Source organism: Achromobacter sp. 1012554356 (assembly GCF_059760815.1).
Genome location: NZ_JCBANC010000014.1, coordinates 41,773 through 64,459 on the forward strand (window position 1 = coordinate 41,773; position 22,687 = coordinate 64,459).

The following is a 22,687-nucleotide window of genomic DNA, read 5'->3' on the forward strand; positions in this document are numbered from 1 at the left end:
ACTACTGGCCCCGCCAGAACAACGGCAACGGCGCGGCCACCATGCCGTCGAACTTCTTGTCGTACGCCTTGAACTCCGAATAGCCGCCCAACGGCACGAACATCACCTGTTCGTAGGCGCGCTGCTGGATCTCGGCCGCCACGCGCTTTTGCGCGTCCAATCCCGTCACCGACTCGAACTCGGCGCGCAGGCGCTGGATGGTGTCGTCCTTGGTCCAGCCCGGATAACCGCCCTCGCCCCGCCCATCCAGATTGGCGTTCACGATGGGGTTGAGCAGGTCCATGCTGGTCAGGCTGGAATGGAAGATGCTCCAGCCGCCGTCGGCCAGCGGCGCATCCTTGCTGCGCCGCGACAGCAGCGTGGCCCAGTCCATCGACTGCACTTCCACGTTCATGCCGATGCTGCGCAGAGCTTGGGCGGTCACCGGCGCCAGCGTGGACAGGCTGCGCACATCGGTGGGATGCAGCACGACGATCTTCTCGCCCGCATAGCCGCTGTCCTTCAGCAAGGCCCGCGCCTGCGCCAGATTGGCGGGTTTGGTCTGCGTGGCGCCAGCTTCGGTCTGGTAGGCCGAGATGCAGCTCAGCATGGCGCCGCACAGCTTGTAATAGGCGGGATCGCCCAGCGACGCGTCCAGGTAGTCGGCCTGGTACAGCGCGGCCAGCACGGCGCGGCGCACCTTCACGTTGTCCAGCGGCGGCTGCTTCCAGTTCATGCGCAGCGTGTAGGTTTCCGACGCGTCGCCATAGCTTTGCACCGTCACGGTCTTCACGCCGTCCAGTTGCGGCAGCAAGTCGGGCGCCACGTTCTCGACGAAGTCGATTTCGCCCTGGCGCAGCGCGTTGACGGCGGTCTGCGCGTCCGGCACGTTGACGACGTCGATCCGGTCGAACATGGCGACCTTGCCGCCCGCGAAGCGGCTGGCGGGTTCCTTGCGCGGGGCGTAATCCGCATTCTTCACATACGCAGCCTTCACGCCCGCCTGGAATTCGGCCTGCACAAACTTGTAAGGTCCCGAGCCGACAGTTTCCTTGATGGCTTCCGACGGCGGCGTCGCCGCGATGCGGCGCGGCATGATGAACGGCACGGGCGAACCCGGCTTGGCCAGTGCGTCCAGCAGCAGTCCATACGGCTTTGTGAGCACGATGCGGAAGGTGTCGGCCGATGGACTTTCCATGCTTTGCGTGACCGCTGACAGGCGCGAACCGATGGGATCGCGCTGCGCCCAGCGCTTGAGCGAAGCCACCACGTCTTCGCCGGTGACCGGCGCGCCATCGTGGAACTTCAGGCCCGGCCGCAGCGTGAAGACGTACGTCAGCTGGTCGGGCGACACCGTCCACGATTCGACCATCTGAGGCTGCGGGCGTGACGCCGCGTCCAGCGAAAACAGCGTGTCGTACACCATGTAGCCGTGATTGCGCGTGATGTACGCGTTGGTCAGCACAGGGTCCAGCACGCGCAGGGGCGCATGCATGACCACCTTGGCGTTGACCGGCTCGGCCTGGGCCGGAAAAAGGGGAACCGCCACCGCGAGGACGGCCAGGGCGGCCGCCGCGAAACCACGTTGTCTCATCGTCTTATCCCGATTCAAGGTGAAGAAGAAATGGCGGCCGCGTCCGGGCCGCGCCAGAAAACCGTTTCAGGGGTGCGTTTCAGTCTTGCGATTCAGCGGTGAGATTCAATCGTGCAGCGCCTTCACCGCCTCCTGCAGCGCCCCGTCGCCCACGGGAATGGCGCACGCCCGCAGCGCGGCGTCCACCCCGCCCAGCGCGCCCAGAATCATGGCGGGATGCACGTCGCCCAGGTGGCCGATGCGGAACATGCGGCCGGCAAGCGGCCCCAGCCCGCCCGCCACCGCAACGTGGAAGCGTTCGCGCGCTATGGTTCGCATAGCCTCGACGTCCACGCCGTCGGCCACCGAGATGGTCGTGACCGACACCGCGCGCGCCGCCGGGTCTTCAACGAACAGCTTCAGCGCGCCGCCGCCCGACCACGCGTTCACCGCCGCATGCACTGCGTTGGCCACGCGCTGATGGCGGGCAAACACCGTCTCCTCGCCTTCGGCGGCAATCAGATCCAGCGCGGCGCGCATGCCCGCCAGCAGGCTTTGCGGCGGCGTGCCGCAGAACTTTCGGTAGAGCAGATCGCTCTTGCGCTTGGCCCAGTCCCAGTAGGCGCGCGGCGCGGGATTGGCCTGCGCCGCCTGCATTGCACGCGCGTCCACCGCCGTGAAGGACAGCCCTGGCGGTCCCATCAGCGCCTTCTGCGACGCGCCGATCGCGACGTTCACGCCCCACTCGTCCATGCAGAACGGCGTGGCGCCCAAGGACGCGATCACATCGGCCACCAGCAGCGCCGGATGGCCGCTGGCGTCCATGGCCCGTCGCACGGCCGCGATATCGCTGGTCACGCCGCTGGCCGTGTCGGTATGCACCGCAAAGACGGCGGCGATGCGGTGCGCCGTGTCGGCGCGCAGCGCCGTCTCGATCGCGGACGGATCCAGCGCCTGTCCCGGCCGGGTCGGCGTGCGCAGGGCCGTCGCGCCCATCGCCTCGGCATGCACGGCCCACGCTTCCGCGAAATGGCCGCTGCCCGCCACCAGCACCTGCGCGCCGGGCGCGACCAGATTGGCAATGGTGGCTTCCCAGGCGCCGTGGCCGTTGGCGGCGTACATCAGCACATCCGCGTGCCGGGTGCCCAGCAGGCGCGCCAGGCCCGCCTCGCAATCCGCAATCAGTTCGGCCAGCCGCGGATCGGACAGGTCCATGCATTGGCGGCCCATCGCCTCGCGGACCGCATCGGGCACGTGCGTCGGGCCGGGCGTGTGCAGGAACTGCGGGCCGGCCACTGCGGCGCGGGGTGTCGTCAGGCTGTCTTTCATTCGATTGTCTCCAGGTCCGGCTCCAACAGACGCCGCGCGGCGGTCCATACCCGCTGCGTGTAGATCGGGGCGGTGGGCCGTTCATACTGGCTCGCGGTGCGTTCGCATACCGCCTCCGACGGGAATACCAGCGGCGCGCCGGCCGATTGGGCCTTGACCTGCGCCTGGCAGGCGCGCTCCAGGTAATAGATGTTGACGAAGGCCTCCGCCACCGACGATCCGGCCGCGAGCAGGCCATGGTTGCGCAGGATCATGGCCTTGTGCCGGCCAAGGCTGGCAACCAGGCTCTCGCGCTCTTCCAGGTCCAGCGCGATGCCCTGGTAATCGTGATAGCCCAGCCGGTTGTAAAAGCGCAGCGCGTGCTGCGTGATCGGCAGGAGACCATCGCGCTGACACGCCACGGCGATGCCATCGGCGGTATGCGTATGCACCACGCACGCCAGATCGTGGCGCGCGGCATGCACCGCCGAATGAATGGTGAAGCCGGCCGCGTTGACCAGCTGACTGTCGGCGTCGCCCGGATCGACCGGATTGCCGTCCAGATCGATCTTCACCAGGTCCTGCGGGCGCATTTCGTGAAACAGCACGCCGTAGCGGTTGATGAGGAAATGATCTTTCGTGCCCGGCACCCGTGCGCTGATGTGGGTGTCGATCAGATCGGTCATGCGAAAGTGCGCGATCAGACGGTACAGGGCCGCCAGTTCGTCGCGCACGCGGGCTTCGGTGGGTTCTTGCATGATGAGGACTCCGGTTGAATTCAGGCGTTGTCTGCCGCCAGATCGGGCTGCGCGCGAATCAGCCGTGCAATCGCCAGGCTCCCCGCGTCGCCTCGCCGCTCCAACTCGCGGATCACGCCCAGGCGGTCCCCCACCGATTTATCCTGGTTCAGCTTCATCTTTCCTTCCAGCCCGGCAATCGGGATCTCCAGCGCCGCGATCGCCTTCAGGCGCGGCGCCGTCAGGGTCTCGGGCATGTCCGGAAAGCGCCACTCGCCGCCCAGCGGCGTGTCGTAGCGCGCCACCGTCTCCGCCAGCACCGCGCGGATGGCCTCAGGCGCTTCGATGAGGCGCGGCGTGCCGCGCGCATGAACGGCGGTGTAGTTCCACGTCGGGAAGGTCTGCTGGTTCACATACCAGCTTGGCGAAATGAACGCGTGCGGGCCCTGGAACAGCACCAGCGCCTGCGCGCCGTCCTGCAGGTCGCGCCACTGCGGATTGGCGCGGGCCAGGTGGGTGACCAGCGTTCCCCGGCCGCCATCGTCGCGCAGCAGGAACGGCAGGTGCGTGGCGTTCGCGCCCGCCGCGCCCACGGTCACCAGGGTGGCAAAACTGTGCGCGCGCATGAACGCGTGCAGGACGCCGATATCGGCTTCGGCATAAGCCGGCGGGGTATACATGGCGCCCCCTCTAGGCCTTGGCGTGCAGCCAGCGCGCCGTGTCGTCGAAGGCCTCGCCCGCCACGGCGGCAATCGAGACGGCCTCCAGGAAGCTGTGCGCGGTGCCGGGGTAGACCTTGGAGGCGACGTCCACGCCGGCGTCGCGCAGCTTGCGCTCCAGTTCGATGCTGTCGTCATGCAGCGGATCGCATTCGGTCACCACCAGCCACGCCGGCGGCAGGCCTTTCAGGTCCGCGCGCAGAATGTCCACGCGCGGATCGAAGAAGTCCTTGCCGTGGCGGATGTGCATGCCGCGGAACCAGATCATCATGTGCAGCGACAGGCCGTATTCGCCAGCGCCGTAGCGCACGACGGAATTGCGGAACAGGTTGCTGCCGAAGCCGCCGTAGTTCAGCACCAGCCCCTTGATGAGCGGCACGCCCTCATCGCGCAGCGTCAGCGCCGTGCCCATGGACAGGTTGGCGCCGGCCGAATCGCCGCCCACGAAGATCTGGCCCGCGTCGATATCCAGTTCGCCCGCCGACGCGGCCACCCAGCGCAGCACGTCCACGCACTCTTCCAGGGGCTGCGGGAACTTGGCTTCGGGCGCGCGGGTGTAGTCCACGCCCACGACCACGACCCCGGCGCGTTCGGCGTATTCGCGCATCACGCGGTCATGCGTGTCGATGCTGAACAGCACGAATCCGCCGCCGTGGATGTACATGAAGGCGCCCGGCAGCCGGCGCTGCGCGGGGTAATAGACCCGCACGCGCACCGGCCCATGGCGCGTCGCAACCTGATGTTCGGCCGTGCGCGCCATCTCGGGGCCGCCCTGGGCCCACGGCAGGCGCACCTTCTCGGCATTGGCGCGGCCCTGCTCGATGGACAGCGTGTCGCGGCGCGGATACTGCGACGCGTCCGCCGCCATGCGCCGCAGGAATTCGGCGATCTGCGGGTCCAGGGGCGCAGGCGTGCCAGTCGGAATGGTGAACGCGGGATCTTCGAAATGCATGGAATGTCTCGTCTTGGGTTGGCAATCGGAAAACGGGGTATCGGCGTCAATAGCCGCGCGTCAGGTCCACCGTATGGGCCAGGGACTCGCCCTGCCCCAGACGGCGGATGTTGGCCACGACCTGCTCGGCCACGGTGCCGGGCGACGGCATGGTCGCCATGTGCGGGGTGACGATCACGCCGGGCGTCGACCACAGCGGATCGGTCGGATCCAGCGGCTCCTGCGCGAACACGTCAAGGACGGCCCCGCGCAGTTGCCCGCGTTCCAGGGCGTCGATCAGGTCGGCCGCGACCAGATGTTCGCCCCGGCCGCAATTGACCACCGCAGCGCCTTGCGGCAAGGCGTCGAAGGTGCGGCGGTTCAGGATCCCGCGGGTGGCGTCGGTCAGCGGTACCAGGCACACCAGCACGTCGGTATTGGCCAGAAATTCGTCGAAGGCCGCTTCGCCGGCATAGACGCGCACGCCGTCGATATCGCGCGGCGAGCGCGACCAGCCGTTGACCGGATAGCCCATCGCGGGCAGCACGGCGGCGATGGCGCCACCCAGTTCGCCCAGGCCCATCAGGCCGATCCGGCATTGCGACGCCGGCGTCTGCGGCGGCCGGCTCCAGCGCGCGGCGCGCTGGTTGGACAGCGCCAGGTCCAGCTTGCGATGAAACGTCAGCACGCACCACAGCACGTACTGCAGCATCCCTTGCGCCAATTGCGGATCGACCACGCGGCAGACGGGCAGCCCGCGCGTGCGCTGGCCGTCCAGCAGGTTGTCCACGCCCGCGGCGATGCTGTGGATCAGCTTCAGGTTGGGCATGTCGTCATACACGCCCACGGGCGGATTCCAGCAAACCGCCACGTCGGCGTGCAGGCTGCGCGGGTCGGGCCACACGGCGACGTCCAGCTCGGGGGCCAGCCCCTGCAACAACGGTTGAAAGTAGGAAAGATTGGCCGATCGGCTCAATAAGGCAACGCGTGTCATCGGAGTTTCCTTCAAGCGCCGGCCAATGCCAGTCCGGCCGGGGGCCGGCTGCCCAACCCGTCCTTGCCGGGAATGGCGGCCAGCAGTTCCTGGGTATAGCTGCTGCCGGGCCGCGTGAAGATCTGCTCGGCGGGGCCGATCTCCATGACGCGGCCGCGCTGCATCACGGCGATGCGATGGCACAGCCGGGCGGCCACGCGCAGGTCGTGGGTGATGAAGATCATGCTCAGGTTCAGCTGCGCGCGAATGCGCTCCAGCAGATCCAGGATCTGCGCCTGCACCGACACGTCCAGCGCCGACACCGCCTCGTCCGCGATCAGGATCTCCGGCTCCATCATCAGCGCCCGCGCGATCGAGATCCGCTGACGCTGTCCGCCGGAAAATTCATGCGGATAGCGCTTGAGCGCGCTGGCATCGATGCTGACCAGCGCCAGCATGTCGCGCATCCGCGCCTGCACGCGGGCCGGGTCCTCGCCGTAGTTCAGCGGCCCCTCGGACAGCGTGGCCTCGATGGTCAGGCGCGGGTTGAAGGACCGGTACGGATCCTGGAACACCATCTGGATGCGCTTGCACCACTGGCGCCAGGCCGCGCGCGACAGGTTCGACACGTCCTCGCCGTTCATGACGATGCGGCCGGAGGTGGGCCGTGCGAAGTGCGCCAGGCACCGGCCCAACGTCGTCTTGCCCGAGCCGGACTCGCCGACGATGCCCAGCGTTTCGCCGCGCGCCAGCGACAGCGACACGCCGTCCAGCGCATTGACCTCGCGCCGCTTGGAGCGGAACAGGCTGGACGTCACGAAACGCATGCCCAGGTTCTCCACCGAAATGACGGGGTCGCCCTCGGCCAGCGGCGCCCCGGCGCCGAACTTGCCTTTGGGTACCGCGTCGATCAGCTTGCGCGTGTAGGGATGCTGCGGGTTGGCCAGCACGTCGGCGGCGGCGCCGGCCTCCACGATGCGGCCGTGCTGCATCACGATCACCCGGTCGGCAATCTCGGCCACTACGTCGAAGTCATGCGTGATGAACAGGATGCCGGTGTCGTGGCGCTCGCGCAGGCCGTGCAGCAGGCGCAGCACCTGCGCCTGCGAGGTCACATCCAGCGCGGTGGTCGGCTCGTCGGCGATGATCAGCGCCGGCTCCATCGCCAGCGCCATCGCGATCATCACCCGCTGGCGCTGCCCGCCCGACAACTGGTGCGGAAAGGCGTGGCGCAAGGTTTCGGGCGACGGCAGCCGCATATCGTTCAGCAGCGCCAGCACGCGCTGGACGACCTCGCGGCGCGACAGCGACGGACCGTGGAACTGGAAGATCTCGGCGATCTGGTCGCCCACCTGCATCAGCGGGTTCAGGGCCGTCATGGGCTCCTGAAAGATCATGGCCATTCGGTCGCCACGCAGCGCGCGCAGCTCGGCCAGGGACGCATGCGTGATGTCGCGGCCCGACAGCAGGATCTGTCCGCTTTCGAGCTTGAGCACGTTCTTGGGCAAGAGGCCCATCACGGCGCTGGCCGTGACCGACTTGCCCGAGCCGGATTCACCGACGATGCACACGATTTCGCGCGGGCTGACGGTCAGCGCGATGCCTTCGGCGGCATAACGCCGGTCGCCGGCGCCGGGCAGGCTGACCTTCAGGTCGCGGATTTCCAGAATGGGATGAGGGGACATCGGCTTCAACCCTTGCGTTGGCGCGCCATGCGCGGGTCCAGGCGATCGCGCAGCGCGTCGCCGAACAGGTTCACGGACAGGATCAGCAGCGCCAGGAAGACGCCCGGAAACAGGACGATCCACGGCGCGCGCTGGAAGAACGGGCGGCCCTCGGAAATGATGCTGCCCAGGCTGGGAATCTCGGGCGGAAAGCCCAGGCCCAGGAATCCCAGCACCGCTTCGATCAGGATGGCCGAGGCACAGATGAACGTGGCCTGCACCACCAGCGGGTTGATCGTGCTGGGCAGCACGTGGCGCCACAGCACGCGCCAGGTCGCCGTGCCCATGCCGAGGGACGCTTCGACGTAAGGCTCCTCGCGCACCGACAGCACCACGCTGCGCACCAGCCGCGCCACCCGCGGAATCTCGGGGATGGCGATGGCCGTCACCATCGTGGGGATGGTCGCGCCGCCCAGCGCCACCATGGCGATGGCCAGCAGCAGGCCGGGAATGGCCATGATGCCGTCGATGATGCGCATCACCACCGCGTCCAGCTGGCGGAAGTAGCCCGCCAAGAGGCCCAGCAGCAGGCCGGCGCACACCGAGATCACGCTGACCAGCGCCGCCAGCGTGATCGACAGCCGTCCGCCGTACAGCACGCGCGAAAACAGATCGCGGCCCAGCGAATCGGTGCCCAGCCAGTATTCGGCGCTGACCGGCTTGAGCCGCATGCGGGGCGCCAGCGTGGCGGGGTCATGCCAGGTGATCAGGGGCGCCAGCATGGCCAGCCCCACCAGCGCCGCCAGCAGGGCGAGCCCGGTGAACATCATGGGATCGCGCGTCAGCGCGGGCCAGAAGGAACGGGGACGATCCAGAGCAGTTGTGGTCATGTCCGGCCTCAGTAGCGGATGCGCGGATCGAGCACGACATACAGCAGGTCGATCGCCAGGTTGATGAAGACATACACGAACGAGAAGAACAGGATCGTGCCCTGCACCACCGGATAGTCGCGCGCCAGCACGGCGTCCACGATCAGGCGGCCCACGCCCGGGATATTGAAGATGGTCTCGGTGACGACCACCCCGCTGATCAGCGTGGTGAGCGCCAGGCCGATGACGGTGACGATGGGCACCGCGGCGTTGCGCAGGGCGTGGCGGTACAGCACGTAGCGTTCGGGCACGCCCTTGGCGCGTGCCGTGCGCACGAAATCTTCGCCCAGCACTTCCAGCATGCTGCCGCGCGTGATGCGGGTAATCAGCGCCACGAACACCGTCGCCAGCGTGATGGTCGGCAACGCCATGTGATAAAGAAACGTCCCGAACCCCGACGCCAGCCCCGCGTAGCCCTGCACCGGAAACCAGTTCAGCTTCACCGAGAACGCAAGAATCAGCAGATAGCCCACCACGAACGCCGGCACCGAAAATGCCAGGACCGTGACCGCCAGCGTCACCCGGTCGAACAGCCCCTTGTGCCACCACGCCGAAAACACGCCCAGCGGAATCGCGGCAAAGATGGTGAGCAGAATCGCGCAGATCGCCAGCGCCATCGTCGGCCCCAGCCGCTGGCCGATAAGCGTGGTCACCGGATCCTTCGAAATGATCGAGGAGCCCAGATCACCCTGGAGCAGCGCGCCCATCGCCAGGGCGTATTGCGTGGGCAGCGGGCGGTCCAGGCCCATGTCGGCGCGGACCTGCGCCACCGCCTCCTCGCTGGCCATGTCGCCGGCGATGACGCGGGCGGGGTCGCCCGGCGCCAGCCGCAGCAGCAGGAACACCACGGTGGCCACCACCAGCATCACGGGGATGGCGGCCAGCACGCGCTTGAAGATCAGATTGAGCATGATGGAGATCCCTTCCCGCTACTTGGGCGAGGTCCAGAAAAGCGGAATCGGCGCATCGACCATGTCCGCGAACTTGGCGTTGTAGCCCTTGAACTTGGAGTACCCGCCCAGCGGCACGTACATCACCTGCTCATAGTTGCGGCGCTGAATGGCCAGGGCCAGTTCGCGGCGTTCGTCCTCGGTGCGGGCGGCGGCGAAGCGGCTGCGCAGTTCGTCCATGACGGCGTCGTGCGTCCACCCGGGATAAGTGGAGTCGGCGCGCCCGTCCAGGTTGGGATTGCCCACCGCCGAGATCAGATCCAGGCTGGACATGTTCGACTGGAAGATGCTCCAGCCGCCCTGCTCCACGCCCTCTTTCTTGCTGCGGCGGCTGAGCAGCGTGGCCCAGTCCATCGACTGGATCTCGACGTTCATGCCGATGCTGCGCAGCGCCTGCGCCGTGACCGGCGCGATGTTCGCGAAGATGGGCAGATCGGTCGGATGCAGCACCACCACCTTTTCGCCCGCGTAGCCGCTTTCATTCAGCAGCTTGCGGGCGTTTGCCAGATCCGGCGCCTTGATCTGCGTGGCGCCTGCCTCGGACGCGTAGGGCGACACGCAGGTCAGCACCGCCCCGCACACCTGGTAGACGTCCGGATCGCCGATCTGCGCGTCCAGGTAATCGGTTTCGCTCAGGGCGGCCAGCGCCGCGCGGCGCACCTTCACGTTGTTGAACGGGGCCTGCAGCCAGTTCATTCGCAGCGTGAACATATTGGAGTTCTTGCCGTAGGACTTCAGCGCGATCCCCTTGGCGTCCTTCAGCTGCGGCATCAAGTCGGGCGGCACGTCTTCCAGGAAGTCGATCTCGCCGTTGCGCAGCGCGTTCACCGCGGTCTGGCTGTCGGGGATGTTCAAGAGTTCCAGCCGATCCACGGTGACGACCTTGCCGCCCGCGAACGCGCTGGCCGGCTCCTTGCGCGGCACGTAGCCGTCGAACTTCACGTAGGTGGCCTTCACGCCGGCCTGGAAATCGGCCTGCACGAACTTGTAGGGTCCGGAGCCGATCGACTCGCTGATCGCCTGCGAGGCCGGCACGGACGCGATGCGTTTGGGCATGATGAACGGCACCGGCGAGCTTTCCTTGGCCAGCGATTCCAGCACTAGTCCGTAGGGCGCCTTGAGCTTGAGCGCGAAGGTGTCGGCGCCCGTCGCGGTCAGTTCGGCGGTGGCGTTCTTCAGGCGGTTGCCGATCGTGGCATCGCCCGCCTGCCAGCGCTGCAAGGACGCGACCACGTCTTCGGCCGTGACCGGCGCGCCGTCATGGAACACCAGCCCGGGGCGCAACTTGAAGACATAGTTCATGCCGTCTTCGGACACCGTCCACGACTCCACCATCTGCGGCTGCGGACGTCCCGACGCGTCCATCGAGAACAACGTGTCGTACACCAGATAGCCGTGGTTGCGCGTGACGTAGGCCGACGTCAGGATCGGGTCCAGCACGCGCAGCGGCGCGTGCATCACGAACTTGGCGGTGGTCTGGGCCTGGCTGGCGGCAGGCACGGCGGCCAGCGGCGCGGCTGCGGCCAGGAACATTGCTGCGGAAAACAGAAAGGATCGCTTCATTACTTCCCCTTTATGGTTTGGTCCTGCGCCGGCGGCGTGCCGGCGGGCCTTGGTGCGGATCAGGGCAACAGGATCTGCCGCCCCGTCCAGGGCGCGGCCCGTTCCAGCTCGGCCGCCAGTCGCAGGATCTGGTCCTCGCGCCCAAAGTGCCCGATAAGCTGGCTGGCCACCGGCACGCCCGATTCCGTCCAGTCCAGCGGCAGGCTGGCTGCCGGCTGGCCCGAGGCGTTGATCACCGCCAGGAAGGTCGCATAGCGCGACACCTTTTCGCGGAACGCCCAGAATTCGCCTTCCAGCGCCAGGTCGCCCAGCTTGGCCGGCAGTTGCGCCAGCGTGGGCGTCAGCACCAGGTCGACGTCCGTCATGGCCGACTCGATGGCGCGTCCGATGGCGTGAAAGCGGTTGATCGAATCCACGTATTGCATGGAGGTCAGTTCGCGGCCCACCGACAGGCCGTCGCGGATGACCGGTTCCAGGTCGTCGTCTCGCAGCGCGCGGCCGCGGATTGCCAGCCGCGCTTGAACGGCCAGCACGATGTTGGTGGCCAGCACCGTGCCGTGGGCGCGGACGAATCCCGAGTAGTCCAGGTCCGGCAACGGTGCATCCACGACCTCGTGCCCCAGTTCCCGGCACAGGCGGGCCGTGCGTTCCACGGCGGCCAGGCATTCCGGCGCGATGGGAATGCCGTTCCAGGCCTGCCGCCACACGGCGATGCGCAGGGGCTCGCGGCGCTGCTCGCGCACCGAATCCAGATACGAACCGGGCGCGGGCGGCGCGGCATAGGGCGAGCCCGGGGCATATCCACTGATGCCGTCCATCGCCGCCGCGGTATCGCGCACGCTGCGCGTCACCACGCCTTCGCAGGCCATGCCGCCCCACCCTTCGCCGCGCGCCGGCCCCATCGGCACGCGTCCGCGGCTGGGCTTCAGCCCAAACACGCCGCAGCAGGCGGCCGGAATGCGGATCGACCCGCCGCCGTCGCTGCCGTGGGCCACCGGCACGATGCTCGCCGCCACCGCCGCCGCCGCGCCGCCGCTGGAACCGCCGACCGACCGGTCCAGCGCACGCGGATTCAGCGTGGCGCCGCCGTTGCGGCGCGCCTCGGTGGACGGTCCCATGCACAGTTCGGAAACCGTGGTCCGCGCGAACGGGATCAGTCCCAGCGCTTCGAAACGCTGGGCCAGCGTCGCGTCGAACGCGTACTCGGTGTCGTCGAACAGCGCCGAACCCAGGCTCGACGGAAAGCGCACGCTCGGCAGGCCCGAATCCTTGAGCAGAAAGGGAATGCCGCGAAACAGGCCGCGCTCGGTCCAGCCGCTCGCCAGTTTGCGGCCCGTTTCAGGCTGCACGTAGGTCAGCGCGTTCAATGGCGCGCCGCGCGTTTCGGCCAACTGCAACGCGCATTCCATCAGCTCGGCCGGCATCACCTGCCCGCGTGCAACCAGCCCCGCCAACGCCAATCCGTCCTGCCCTTCGTACTCGTCCGTCCGCATGACTTCCCTGCAACTTTGATGCGCCTGGGTGGCCGGCGCGATAGCCCGCATCCGATTCGATGCCCTGCTTTGCCGTCTACTTTTCAAGTATTGCTTAGCAATACCGATGTAGTTCATAAAAATATTCTAAGCGAGCAACTTCGGGGCACGCAACGCGCGATTCATCAGGGATTTCCCGCGATGGCGGGTTTGTTGATGCATTGGCGCGTCCTGGTGCGGACGGCGGTATTGCCGATCGCGGCGCCGCCCCCAATAATTTCCGCACGCCTGAATTCCCCTCACCCTCATCGGCAAGGAAAAACGCTCATGCACATCCTGGTTGCTGGCTTCCAGCACGAGACCAACACCTTCGCGCCCTCCAAGGCGGGCTACGACAACTTCGTGCGCGGCGAAGGCTTTCCCGCGATGGTGCGGGGCGCGGACATGCTGGCGCTGCGCGAGGTCAACATTCCGGCCGGCGGCTTCATCAACGCGGTGGCGGCCGAAGGCCACACCGTGCAGACCGTGATCTGGGCGGGCGCCAGCCCGTCGGCCCATGTGACACGGGACGCCTTCGAACGCATCGCCGGCAAGATCCTGGACGCGGTGCGGGCGGGCGGCTTCGACGCCATCTATCTGGACCTGCACGGCGCCATGGTCACGGAACATCTGGACGACGGCGAAGGCGAGCTGCTTGCGCGCGTGCGCGAGATCGTGGGACCGGCCATGCCGGTGGTCGCCAGCCTGGACCTGCACGCGAATGTCACGGCGCAGATGTTGCAAAGCGCGGACGGCCTGGTGGCGTTCCGCACTTATCCGCACGTGGACATGGCCGACACCGGCGTGCAGGCCGCGAGGCTGCTCATGGCGCGCATTCAGGCCGGCGGCAAATGGGCCCGCAGCGAACGCCGCCTGCCCTTCCTGATTCCCATCAACGGCATGTGCACGATGCTTGAACCGTCGCAGGGCGTGTACGCGTTCTTGGCGGACCTGGAGCAGACGCCTGGCGTCGTCTCCGTTTCCTTCGCGCCGGGCTTTCCGGCGGCGGACTTTCCGGAATGCGGGCCGGTGGTGTGGGCCTACGGCACGGACGCCGCCGCAGTCGAGCAGGTCACGGAATCGCTGTATGCGCGCGTGCTAGAACTGGAACCCGAGTGGTCGCCTGACTTTCTTGAACCGGCCGAGGCCGTGCGCCGTGCGCAGTCCCTGGCTGCGGGCGCGACGCGGCCTGTCGTCATTGCGGACACGCAGGACAATCCCGGCGCGGGCGGCGACGCCAACACCACCGGCATGCTGCGCGCGCTGGTGCAAGCGGACGCGCAGAACGCGGCGCTGGGCTTGTTGTACGACCCCGAGGTGGTGCGTCAGGCCACAGAGGCAGGCGTCGGCGCGACCGTCGCGCTCAAGCTGGGCGGGCAATCCGGCGTGGCGGGCGACGCAGCCTTTGAAGGGAAGTTTGTGGTCGAGGCCTTATCGGACGGCAAGCTGCGCTTTGACGGCCCGATGATGAACGGCATGGACGTGGACCTGGGCGGGACGGCCACGCTGAGGATCGGCGGCGTGCGGGTGGTGGTCAGCGCCGGCAAGGCGCAGATGTTGGACCGCAACCTGTTCCGCGTCGGCGGCGTGCAGCCCGAGGAGATGGGGATATTGGTGGTGAAAAGCTCGGTGCATTTCCGGGCCGACTTCCAGCCCATCGCGCACGAGGTGCTGGTGGCCAAGGCGCCCGGCCCGATGCAGGCCGATCCCGCGGATCTGCCGTGGACGCGTCTGGCGCCCGGGATGCGGGTGCGGCCGCAGGGGCGGCCGTTCTCGGCGGAGTGAAACGCGGTATTACTTCAGCTTGCCCTGCGGGCTGACGAAATCTTCCAGCGTCAGTCCCTTTTCCTTCAGGATCGCTTCCAGCAGCGGTTGCAGCTTGCCCAGGCTTTCCTGCACGGTTTCGCGCACGGTGTCCACGATGACCTGCGTGCTGCGCTCGATCTCGATGTTGACCGCGTCGCCCACCTGCTTGTCCTCGAAGACCGTCATGCGGCGCGTCTCGGGGATCAGCCAGACCTCGAACCAGCCTTCGGCGCGGTTCACTTCCGACACGGTCAGGCTGGCGCCGTTGATGGCGATGTAGCCCTTGGCGAACACGTATTTGCGGAAGGCCTCGGGGATGCTGAAGCGCATCAGGCGGTTGGTGTCCGAGGACTTCACCATCAGCACCTGCGACGTGAAGTCCACGTGGCCCGACAACGGATGGCCGCCGATCTCGGCGCCGTCCTTGGCCGCGCGCTCGACGTTGGCGCTGTCGCCCTCGCCATAACTGCCCAGCGTGGTGATCGCCAGGCTTTGCAGCATGACGTCGAACGTGGCCTGGTTTTCGGACAGGATTTCCGTGACGGTCAGGCAAACGCCGTCGGTCGACACGCTGGCGCCGATGGCCAGGTCAGTGCAGAAACCAGGGGGGAAATCCAGCGTGAAGGTGCGCAGGCCTTCGCGATCCGCGATCTTGGCGATCTTCGCGGTGCCTTGAACAATACCGGTGAACATACGGATCCTGAATGCGGGGCGGCAGGCCCCGGAAGCAAAACATCAACGTTAACCGATATTTTGTCCGGGTCCTTGCCGGGGGCCGCAGGATCAGTGGCGGATCGCGATGGTCTTCAGGGAGGTGAAGCCGTACAGCGCCTCAAAGCCCTTCTCGCGGCCGTAGCCCGACTGGCGCGAACCGCCGAACGGCAGTTCCACGCCGCCGCCCGCGCCGTAGTTGTTGACGAACACCTGGCCGGCGCGCAGCTTGCGGGCCAGGCGCATCTGACGGCCGCCGTCGCGGGTCCACACGCCCGCCACCAGGCCATACAGCGTGCCGTTGGCGATTTCCAGCGCTTCTTCCTCGGTGTCGAACACCATGGCGGCCAGCACCGGACCGAACACTTCTTCCTGCGCGAGGCGGCTGTCGGGCGGCACGTCGCGGAACAGGACGGGCGGCTGGTAGAAGCCGGCTTCCGGCGTGCCGTCCTTCAGCTTGCCGCGCGCGGCGACCTTCATGCCTTGCGCTTCGGCTTCGGCCAGGAAACCGCGCACGCGGTCCTGCTGGCGCGCGTTGATCAGCGGACCGACATCCAGATCGGCCGCGGCCGGGCCGGTCACCGTGGCGGAAAACGCTTCCGACAGGCGCTTGAGCACGGTTTCGTAAACGCCGCGCTGGATCAGCACGCGGCTGCCAGCCGAGCACGTCTGGCCCGCGTTCTGGATGATGGCGCCCAGCAGCACCGGCATCGCGGCGTCCAGGTCGGCGTCGTCAAATACGATCTGCGGCGACTTGCCGCCCAGTTCCAGCGTGACGGGTACGTGGTTCTCGGCGGCGGCATGCGCCACCATCTTGCCGGTCTGCGGCGAGCCCGTGAACGAGATGTGGTCGATGCCCGGATGCGCGGACAGCGCGGCGCCCGCCTCATGGCCGTAGCCCGTGACGATGTTCAGCGCGCCGGCGGGCAGGCCGACTTCGGCGGCGATCTCGGCCAGCTTCAGGAGCGACAGGCAGGCGTCTTCGGCGGGCTTGACCACGCAGGCATTGCCCGCGGCCAATGCCGCGCCGACGCTGCGGCCGAAGATCTGCAGCGGATAGTTCCACGGCACGATGTGGCCGGTGACGCCGTGCGGCTCGCGCACCGTCAGCACGGTGAAGCCCGGCGTATAGGGAATGGTCTCGCCGTGCAGCTTGTCGACCGCGCCGGCATAGAACTCGAAATAGCGCGCCACGGCGGCGGCGTCGGCGCGCGCCTGCTTGATGGGCTTGCCCGTGTCGGCCGATTCCAGTTGCGCCAGTTCCTCCTGGCGGTCCAGCAGCGCAAAGGCAATCTTCATCAGCAAACGGCTGCGGACGGCGGGCGCCATCTGGCCCCACTCGCCCTCGAACGCCTGGCGCGCGGCCCGCACGGCACGGTCCACGTCGGCCTCGTTCGAGCGGGCCAGTTCCTCGAATGGCTTGCCATCGGACGGGTTCAGGACGGGAATGGTTTCACCGGTGGCCGCAGCCACCCATTGGTTGGCGATAAAGTTCTTCTGAGTCACGATGTGCGGAGTAAAGTAGCGGCCGAACGGCCGGTTGGGGGGTTGAATGGCAAGGTACGGGAGCCCCTCGCAACTTGTCAATTGGAATGACAGCTTTAATCCCAACCTTCAGGATATTTTTCTGGATGATCGGGTTATCCCTAATAATTCAGGGGCTTAGCACCCCGCTGGTTAGTCATGCCGCATGACAACCGTCCCCACTTCACAGGAGCGCGTCCGATGAGCAACGTACGTGACCCGCAGCTTGAATCGCTGCTGGCCGCGGCCACCCGCCCCCGTCCCGAACTGGACGTGCTGGCCGAGGTGGCGTCCGGCCTGGGCTATGTCCGCGCCGAGCGTTTTGCCGAGCGCGTCTACGAAAGCCTGTTCTACGCGATCGCCACCGGCAAGATCGCCCCCGGCAACAAGCTGCCGACCGAACTGGAACTGGCTGCGCTATTTGAAGTGTCGCGGCCCGTCGTGCGCCAGGCGCTGGACCGGTTGCGTGAAGACCAGCTCGTGGACTCGATCCGCGGGTCCGGCACCTACGTGAAGTCCAAGCCTGACCTGATGGGCGGCATGCCCGCGGTGGACCCCGCGCGCCGCGTCGGCCACATTCTGGAAGGGCTGGAACTGCGCATGGTGATCGAGCCCGAATGCGCACACCTGGCCGCGCTGCGCCGCACGCCTGAGGATCTGCAGGAAATGGACCGCATGCTGACCGGCTACGAAGAAGCCGACGCATCGGGCGCCATTGCCCACCATCATGACTACGGTTTTCACCGCGCCATTGCCACGGCTACCGGCAACCAGCGCTTCGTGCAGGTGCTCAAGTCGCTGGAATACGACGTGAGCCACGCCGTGAACGTCATGCGCCATCTGGTCCACAGCGAACCCTGGAAGCGCACGCGCGCCGCCATCGACGAACACCGCCACATCTATCAACTGATCCGAGATCAGGACGCCGAGGGCGCGCGCAACGTCATGCGCGCCCATATTGAAAAAGCCCGCAGCCGCATGCTCAACAGCGGCTCGGAACATTGAGCAGGAAGCCGTACCGTCATGTCATCGCAACGCCCGCAACTGAACCTGAATCAGCAACTCGTCATCGTCACCGGCGCCAGCCGCGGCCTGGGCGCGGCTATCGCGCAGGCCTTTCTGCGTGAAGGCGCCAAGGTCGTCATCAACTACCTGCACAGCGCGGACCGCGCGCAGGCCCTTGCAGCGACCGCCCCGGACCGCGCCCTGGCCGTGCAAGCCGACGTGCGCGACCCCGCCGCCGTCGCCGCCCTGGTTGCCCGCGCCAGCCAGCACTTCGGCCAGCCGGTCAGCACGATCGTCAACAACGCCTTGCCCGCCTTCCAGTTCAACGGCGACGCCCGCCCCCACGCCGACACGCTGGACTGGGCGCAGATGAACGCCCAGCTCGAAGGCAGCGTGCGCGCCGCCCTGAACACCACGCAAGCCGCCCTGCCCGGCATGCGCGCCGCCGGCGGCGGCCGCATCATCAACGTCGGCACCAACCTGGTCCAGAACCCGGTCGTGCCGTACCACGACTACACCGCCGCCAAGGCCGCGCTGCTCGCCTTCACCCGCACCCTGTCCCACGAGCTGGGCGCGGACGGCATCACCGTCAACATGGTGTCCGGTGGCCTGCTGCGCACCACCGACGCCTCGGCCGCCACGCCCGACGCCGTCTTCGACATGATCGCCGCCGGCACCCCGCTGCGCGAAGTCACCACGCCGGAGCAGTTCGCCGACGCGGTGCTGTTCTTTGCCAGCCCCTGGTCGCGTGCGGTGACCGGGCAGAACTTGATTGTGGATGGCGGCTTGGTCAAGGGCTGACCGCCAAATCCGGGTTGCTCCCCGGGTTACGACGATGCGTCGTGTGTTACGGTGGACCGGCAAATCCACCGCAACCCAGGAGGCAAGATGAAGACACAGATCAGTTATCGAAAGCTCGACGGCAGCGACGGCGTGGCGCTGGTCAATGGCGGGATATCCGAGACGCATCAGGCAAAGCAGGAACTGGCGAATTGGCTGGATTTGCCGGCGGCGGACGCGGCGACCGGAAATCCGGAGGACGTTGACGGCCGCCTGCGGCGCGGCGGAATCGAGCCGGGATCGGTCGAGTTCAATCACATCAGTGAGTAGTAAAAGAAAAACCCCGATTCGCAGGAATCGGGGTTTTTGCTTGTGGGTGTCAGATACCTTGCAGCGGTGGCGGAGCTACGCTGGGCGGTGTCTGACACCCGCTGAGACGCTGCCACAAACTGACGATCGTCTCCGCAGGGTGTCAGACACCTTGCGCGGAGCTACGCTGGTCGGTGTCTGACACCCGCTGAGACGCTGCCACGAACTGACGGTCACCTCCCGAGGGTGTCAGACACCTATGGCGGCGCGGTATCATTGCCCCCTCTGCCGGGGACGGTCTTGCCGCCCTGATCTGCTCTGGATTCAAGTACCAAACCATGAAACTCGCCACCTGCAAGCCCGATGCAGGTGGCCCGCTGTTTCCCACCATGCACACGATGCCCCGCCAGCCCGCATAAACGCGGGCTGTTTTGTTTCCCGGCGTTGCATGTAGTACTTTCCTGGCGACAACTCAATTTGTAGCTAGGTTTGTAGCTAGGCGGCTAGCTACAAAGTTTGGAGGCAGAAACGCATGGCCAAGCGCGGCAAGAACTTGCTCGAAGACATACAGATCCGCCGATGGGTCTCGGCTGGTCAGCCCATTTCGAGAACGGATGGGGACGGGTTGACGTTCACCCTATCCCGAGCTGGAACCGCCACCTGGGTGCTGCGATACCAGCACTTGAAGCGCGCCCGGGAACTCACCATCGGGAACTACCCCGACCTGACCTTGGCGGCGGCGCGCGCACTTGCTCGCGGGCACCGTGCGGCCATCGACCAGGGGGTTGATCCAGCCCTGGAGAAGCAACGGGACAAGGCCAGGTCAGAAAAGATTTCAAATGTCCGCGCACTGGTCGCCGACTTCCGCGCCAAAAAGCTGGAAGACCTGGCCGCCGACACCGTTACCTACCGAAATTGGGATCTGGACAAGGTGATCCTGCCCAAGCTAGGCGCCATCCAGGTTGACCAGGTGCAGCCGTCAGACGTCGTGCACATGCTCACGTCCGCGAAACGCACCTGGACCATCAGCAAGCGCATCCTCACCACCGCCAAACAGCTATTTGCCCACGCGTGCGGCCTGCGTCTGATCGACACCAACCCGGCCGCCGGCGTGGATCTGGTGTCCCTCATGGGGCCACGCCCGCCGGTAAAACGCCGCGTCATGCTGACCGAAGCCGAGCTGCGCGGGCTGCTGGCCAAGATCGAGGACATTGGGACCGAGAACGCGCTGGCGCTGCGCATCCTGCTGGCCACCTGCGTGCGGTCTGTGGAGTTGGCAAAGGCGCGATGGGAGTATGTCGACCTGCAGCGTGGCATTTGGTGGGTGCCAGAGGAAAACGTGAAGGTGCGCCGCGGCTTCACCGTACCGCTGACACCGACCGTCGCCGGCTGGTTCCGGCAGTTGCACGCGCTCGCCGGTACGTCCGAATGGGTGCTCCCCGCCCGCCATGAGCGCCGCCGGCGCAACCAGGGAGGCGACACGCATGTCGGCGAGACCACGCTCTGGGCAGCCATCCGGCGCGCCTTCGACCGTGGCGACCTGGACATCCGCCGGTTCACCCCGCACGACACGCGCAGCACGGCCAAGGGCCACATGCGCAATCTGGGGGTCAGCAACGAGATTTCAGAGCTGGCCCTGAATCACAAGCTCAAGGGGATGGAGGCGATCTACGACGTTCGCGACGATATCCCGGAGCGTCGGGCCGCGCTCGAGCTGTGGGCCGCCTACCTGGAAAGCTGCGCCAGCGGCAAGGACTGGAACGTCACACCGCTGCGAGCGGCATCGTAATGGGGATGGAAATGCAAGACAACGGAATCCTGGAACACGTCGGCGGCCAGTACGTGGCCGAGGCCGTCAAGACGCTGCCACCGGCTGTCACGGCAGAGGACCGCGATCACTTCGTGGAAATCGACGCGGGCCACGCCGGCCGGGTCCGCCTGACCTTCCGCAAGCAGAAGGCCAAGCGCGGCAAGTTCAGCCACTGGTTCTGGCAGGCAAAGCGGGCGGACGCGGTATGAGCGACTACATCAACACCCCGCCCGTGCGCGAACTGTGGACGCGCGCGCTGCGGTCCATGAGTGACGTGAAGAATGGGGACTATCTGCCGCTGGGACGGTTGCAGGCCGCGTTCTTTCTGGAGCAGGGCCGCAAGCTGCAGGACGTGCTGGCCGCCGGCGAGCGCGACGGGCTGCTCGTGATCGACCGGGGCGCCGTGCCCACGACATACCGGGCGACGTTCATCCTGGAGCGCAGCGCGCGGGCACTCAGCGAGGATTTTTAGCCAGCAACTCGGACTTCTTCTGTCCGCCGGCAGTGCTGCCGAAGTAATAGGCAATGATCGACCCGAACGTGCCGCCCAGGGTGCCCAGCAGGATGTAAATCGGATCCTTGCTGCGCTCCGGGATTTCTGCGAACACCATCACCGCGAGCATCGTAAAGAAGCCTGCCGTGACCAGATACGCGAGCACGCGCGGCGTCCAATCCTGGCGTTCGATTTCACGGTGACGCGCGCTGGCGCGGTCGTCCGCCGCGATGCGCTCCAGGTCCGCCTCGCTCTTGAAGCCGAGTTCGGCCATGCGCGCCGCGAATTCCTGCTCGGCCTTCTTGAGCTGCAGCAGAGTGTCGGGGCTGGCGGTGGCCAGCTTCTTGGTTATCTCGGCATCCGTTGCATCCGGCCCCAGGCCCAGCGCCGCGGTGATCGCCGCCACCGCGCCGCCGGCGAGGGGGCCACCCAGAGCCGTGGCAAGCATCGGCGCCAGGTTGCCCAGCGCGCCCTTCCAGTCAAAATTCATCAGATGTCCTCAGCGGCGTACCGCATGTTTTTGACGACCCGCCGGGACCAGCCTTTGCCGAAGCTGGGCCAGGTCTTCAGATCGGTGTAAAACTGCTCGCGCTCGGCATTGAACAGGAGCAGCAGCGCCGCCGCGCCGCGCGCCGCCACCGCCGCCAGCGTCTTCGGCCCGATGATCCCGTCGTCCGCCACGCCGGCCGCCCGCTGCAGGAGCTTGGCGGCCTGGCCCGTGCCGTGGTTCACCGCAGCGTCAAACACCTGGAACGCCACCGCGAAAGGCATGCTGTCGGCCTGCACCTTGTCCCAATACTGAGACCGGTAAATCGCCTTTGCGACCTCGCGCGGCATGTCGCGCATGCGCCCGGCGTACCCGTTGGCGCGCGCCACAGCAATAGTGACACCCCACATCGTCTCGCCGCCCGGGTCGTCCGGATGGTTGCTGTAGCCGCCCTCGTGCCCGATGAGGCGGTCGAATGCTGTGTCGAAATTCATTTGCGCAACCACTCCTTTAGATTGGCGCCGATGAGCGGCACCAGGTAGATAAAGACGCCGGCCAACATGGCCCACGTGCTGGTCTTGGCGATGTGCAGCAGCAGCCCATGCCAGAACTGCTTGCGCTGCTCTTCCCGTTCGATGACGAGTTCGTGATAGCGGCGGTGCCCGTCAAGGTCACCACCGGGGAAGCCCGTTTTCACCGCAGCCGAAATGGCCAGCATTTCTTTCTGCATGGTTTCGAACTTCGCGTCGATTTCCCGACGCGAGTCCGCCTGCATTTCGTGCAGGACCGCCAATATCGCCTTCGCGTCCTGGCTTAAGCGTGGGGCTTCAACGGTCACGCTTGTCTCCTTTGCCCGCAGGCGTAAAAAAACCCGCCTTCGCGGGTAAACTTGCTGCTAATTTGTATCCGGCCAAAACCGCAGGCC

General features: G+C 66.8%; 23 protein-coding genes. 7 read left to right on the plus strand and 16 right to left on the minus strand.

The window, feature by feature from the left end; genetic code table 11:
- Nucleotide 1: 1 nt before the first annotated feature.
- From AC6LJW_RS09250 to AC6LJW_RS09300, 11 genes are all read right to left on the minus strand, one after another.
- A complete protein-coding gene (locus AC6LJW_RS09250; protein ID WP_056570004.1) occupies nucleotides 2-1,573 on the minus strand; it encodes an ABC transporter substrate-binding protein in 1,572 nt (523 codons plus the stop codon).
- A 105-nt stretch (nucleotides 1,574-1,678) separates the two neighbouring features.
- Entirely contained in the window at nucleotides 1,679-2,881 is a 1,203-nt protein-coding gene (locus tag AC6LJW_RS09255) for a pyridoxal-phosphate-dependent aminotransferase family protein (protein ID WP_498087031.1), read from the minus strand.
- A complete protein-coding gene (locus AC6LJW_RS09260; RefSeq protein ID WP_056570000.1) occupies nucleotides 2,878-3,618 on the minus strand; it encodes a class II aldolase/adducin family protein in 741 nt (246 codons plus the stop codon). Before AC6LJW_RS09260 ends, AC6LJW_RS09255 begins: the two co-directional genes overlap by 4 nt.
- A gap of 20 nt (nucleotides 3,619-3,638) precedes the next feature.
- Nucleotides 3,639-4,277 (minus strand): FMN-binding negative transcriptional regulator, encoded by a 639-nt coding sequence (locus AC6LJW_RS09265; RefSeq protein ID WP_498087032.1) that lies wholly within the window; start codon nucleotides 4,275-4,277, stop codon nucleotides 3,639-3,641.
- Nucleotides 4,278-4,287: 10 nt separating this feature from the next.
- Nucleotides 4,288-5,268, minus strand: a complete 981-nt coding sequence (locus tag AC6LJW_RS09270; protein ID WP_056569996.1) for an alpha/beta hydrolase fold domain-containing protein — start codon at nucleotides 5,266-5,268, stop codon at nucleotides 4,288-4,290.
- A gap of 46 nt (nucleotides 5,269-5,314) precedes the next feature.
- Nucleotides 5,315-6,241 carry a 2-hydroxyacid dehydrogenase gene (locus AC6LJW_RS09275; protein WP_498087033.1) on the minus strand — a complete coding sequence of 309 codons (927 nt, stop codon included), beginning with the start codon at nucleotides 6,239-6,241 and terminating at the stop codon, nucleotides 5,315-5,317.
- A gap of 11 nt (nucleotides 6,242-6,252) precedes the next feature.
- A complete protein-coding gene (locus tag AC6LJW_RS09280) occupies nucleotides 6,253-7,905 on the minus strand; it encodes an ABC transporter ATP-binding protein (protein ID WP_498087034.1) in 1,653 nt (550 codons plus the stop codon).
- Between the two features lie 5 nt (nucleotides 7,906-7,910).
- Nucleotides 7,911-8,774: an ABC transporter permease gene (locus AC6LJW_RS09285; protein WP_056569990.1), complete on the minus strand. Its 864-nt coding sequence runs from the start codon at nucleotides 8,772-8,774 to the stop codon at nucleotides 7,911-7,913.
- Nucleotides 8,775-8,782: 8 nt separating this feature from the next.
- Nucleotides 8,783-9,724, minus strand: a complete 942-nt coding sequence (locus AC6LJW_RS09290; protein ID WP_056569989.1) for an ABC transporter permease — start codon at nucleotides 9,722-9,724, stop codon at nucleotides 8,783-8,785.
- 18 nt (nucleotides 9,725-9,742) lie between these two features.
- Complete coding sequence (locus AC6LJW_RS09295; protein ID WP_498087035.1) at nucleotides 9,743-11,326, minus strand: ABC transporter substrate-binding protein; 1,584 nt, start codon at nucleotides 11,324-11,326, stop codon at nucleotides 9,743-9,745.
- A gap of 59 nt (nucleotides 11,327-11,385) precedes the next feature.
- Nucleotides 11,386-12,819: an amidase gene (locus tag AC6LJW_RS09300; RefSeq protein WP_498087036.1), complete on the minus strand. Its 1,434-nt coding sequence runs from the start codon at nucleotides 12,817-12,819 to the stop codon at nucleotides 11,386-11,388.
- Nucleotides 12,820-13,125: 306 nt separating this feature from the next.
- On the opposite strand from AC6LJW_RS09300, the gene AC6LJW_RS09305 reads away from it, so the two are divergent.
- Nucleotides 13,126-14,622 carry a M81 family metallopeptidase gene (locus AC6LJW_RS09305; RefSeq protein ID WP_498087037.1) on the plus strand — a complete coding sequence of 499 codons (1,497 nt, stop codon included), beginning with the start codon at nucleotides 13,126-13,128 and terminating at the stop codon, nucleotides 14,620-14,622.
- A 9-nt stretch (nucleotides 14,623-14,631) separates the two neighbouring features.
- Here AC6LJW_RS09305 and AC6LJW_RS09310 read toward each other — a convergent pair whose 3' ends face one another.
- Both AC6LJW_RS09310 and AC6LJW_RS09315 read right to left on the minus strand, forming a co-directional pair.
- Entirely contained in the window at nucleotides 14,632-15,336 is a 705-nt protein-coding gene (locus tag AC6LJW_RS09310) for a riboflavin synthase (protein ID WP_056569982.1), read from the minus strand.
- Nucleotides 15,337-15,426: 90 nt separating this feature from the next.
- Nucleotides 15,427-16,863 carry an aldehyde dehydrogenase family protein gene (locus AC6LJW_RS09315; RefSeq protein WP_498087146.1) on the minus strand — a complete coding sequence of 479 codons (1,437 nt, stop codon included), beginning with the start codon at nucleotides 16,861-16,863 and terminating at the stop codon, nucleotides 15,427-15,429.
- Between the two features lie 216 nt (nucleotides 16,864-17,079).
- Here AC6LJW_RS09315 and AC6LJW_RS09320 point away from each other — a divergent pair, with 216 nt between their 5' ends.
- The 6 genes from AC6LJW_RS09320 (at nucleotide 17,080) to AC6LJW_RS09345 (ending at nucleotide 21,254) form a co-directional block, all read left to right on the plus strand.
- A complete protein-coding gene (locus tag AC6LJW_RS09320) occupies nucleotides 17,080-17,883 on the plus strand; it encodes a FadR/GntR family transcriptional regulator (protein ID WP_056569980.1) in 804 nt (267 codons plus the stop codon).
- 18 nt (nucleotides 17,884-17,901) lie between these two features.
- Nucleotides 17,902-18,684, plus strand: a complete 783-nt coding sequence (locus AC6LJW_RS09325; protein ID WP_056569979.1) for a 3-oxoacyl-ACP reductase — start codon at nucleotides 17,902-17,904, stop codon at nucleotides 18,682-18,684.
- Nucleotides 18,685-18,771: 87 nt separating this feature from the next.
- On the plus strand, nucleotides 18,772-18,993 hold the full coding sequence (locus AC6LJW_RS09330; protein WP_498087038.1) for a hypothetical protein: 222 nt from the start codon (nucleotides 18,772-18,774) through the stop codon (nucleotides 18,991-18,993).
- A 511-nt stretch (nucleotides 18,994-19,504) separates the two neighbouring features.
- Nucleotides 19,505-20,761, plus strand: a complete 1,257-nt coding sequence (locus tag AC6LJW_RS09335) for a tyrosine-type recombinase/integrase (RefSeq protein ID WP_498087039.1) — start codon at nucleotides 19,505-19,507, stop codon at nucleotides 20,759-20,761.
- Between the two features lie 11 nt (nucleotides 20,762-20,772).
- Entirely contained in the window at nucleotides 20,773-20,991 is a 219-nt protein-coding gene (locus AC6LJW_RS09340) for a hypothetical protein (protein ID WP_498087040.1), read from the plus strand.
- A complete protein-coding gene (locus AC6LJW_RS09345; RefSeq protein ID WP_498087041.1) occupies nucleotides 20,988-21,254 on the plus strand; it encodes a hypothetical protein in 267 nt (88 codons plus the stop codon). Before AC6LJW_RS09340 ends, AC6LJW_RS09345 begins: the two co-directional genes overlap by 4 nt.
- Here the strand turns inward: AC6LJW_RS09345 and AC6LJW_RS09350 are convergent.
- Genes AC6LJW_RS09350 through AC6LJW_RS09360 form a run of 3 tightly spaced genes read right to left on the minus strand, consistent with a single transcriptional unit; the run spans nucleotide 21,238 to nucleotide 22,600 of the window.
- Nucleotides 21,238-21,765 carry a hypothetical protein gene (locus AC6LJW_RS09350; protein WP_498087042.1) on the minus strand — a complete coding sequence of 176 codons (528 nt, stop codon included), beginning with the start codon at nucleotides 21,763-21,765 and terminating at the stop codon, nucleotides 21,238-21,240. The two genes, AC6LJW_RS09345 and AC6LJW_RS09350, sit on opposite strands and share 17 nt — an antisense overlap.
- Nucleotides 21,765-22,256: a glycoside hydrolase family 108 protein gene (locus AC6LJW_RS09355; protein ID WP_498087043.1), complete on the minus strand. Its 492-nt coding sequence runs from the start codon at nucleotides 22,254-22,256 to the stop codon at nucleotides 21,765-21,767. Before AC6LJW_RS09355 ends, AC6LJW_RS09350 begins: the two co-directional genes overlap by 1 nt.
- Nucleotides 22,253-22,600 carry a hypothetical protein gene (locus tag AC6LJW_RS09360; protein WP_498087044.1) on the minus strand — a complete coding sequence of 116 codons (348 nt, stop codon included), beginning with the start codon at nucleotides 22,598-22,600 and terminating at the stop codon, nucleotides 22,253-22,255. Before AC6LJW_RS09360 ends, AC6LJW_RS09355 begins: the two co-directional genes overlap by 4 nt.
- Nucleotides 22,601-22,687: the final 87 nt, after the last annotated feature.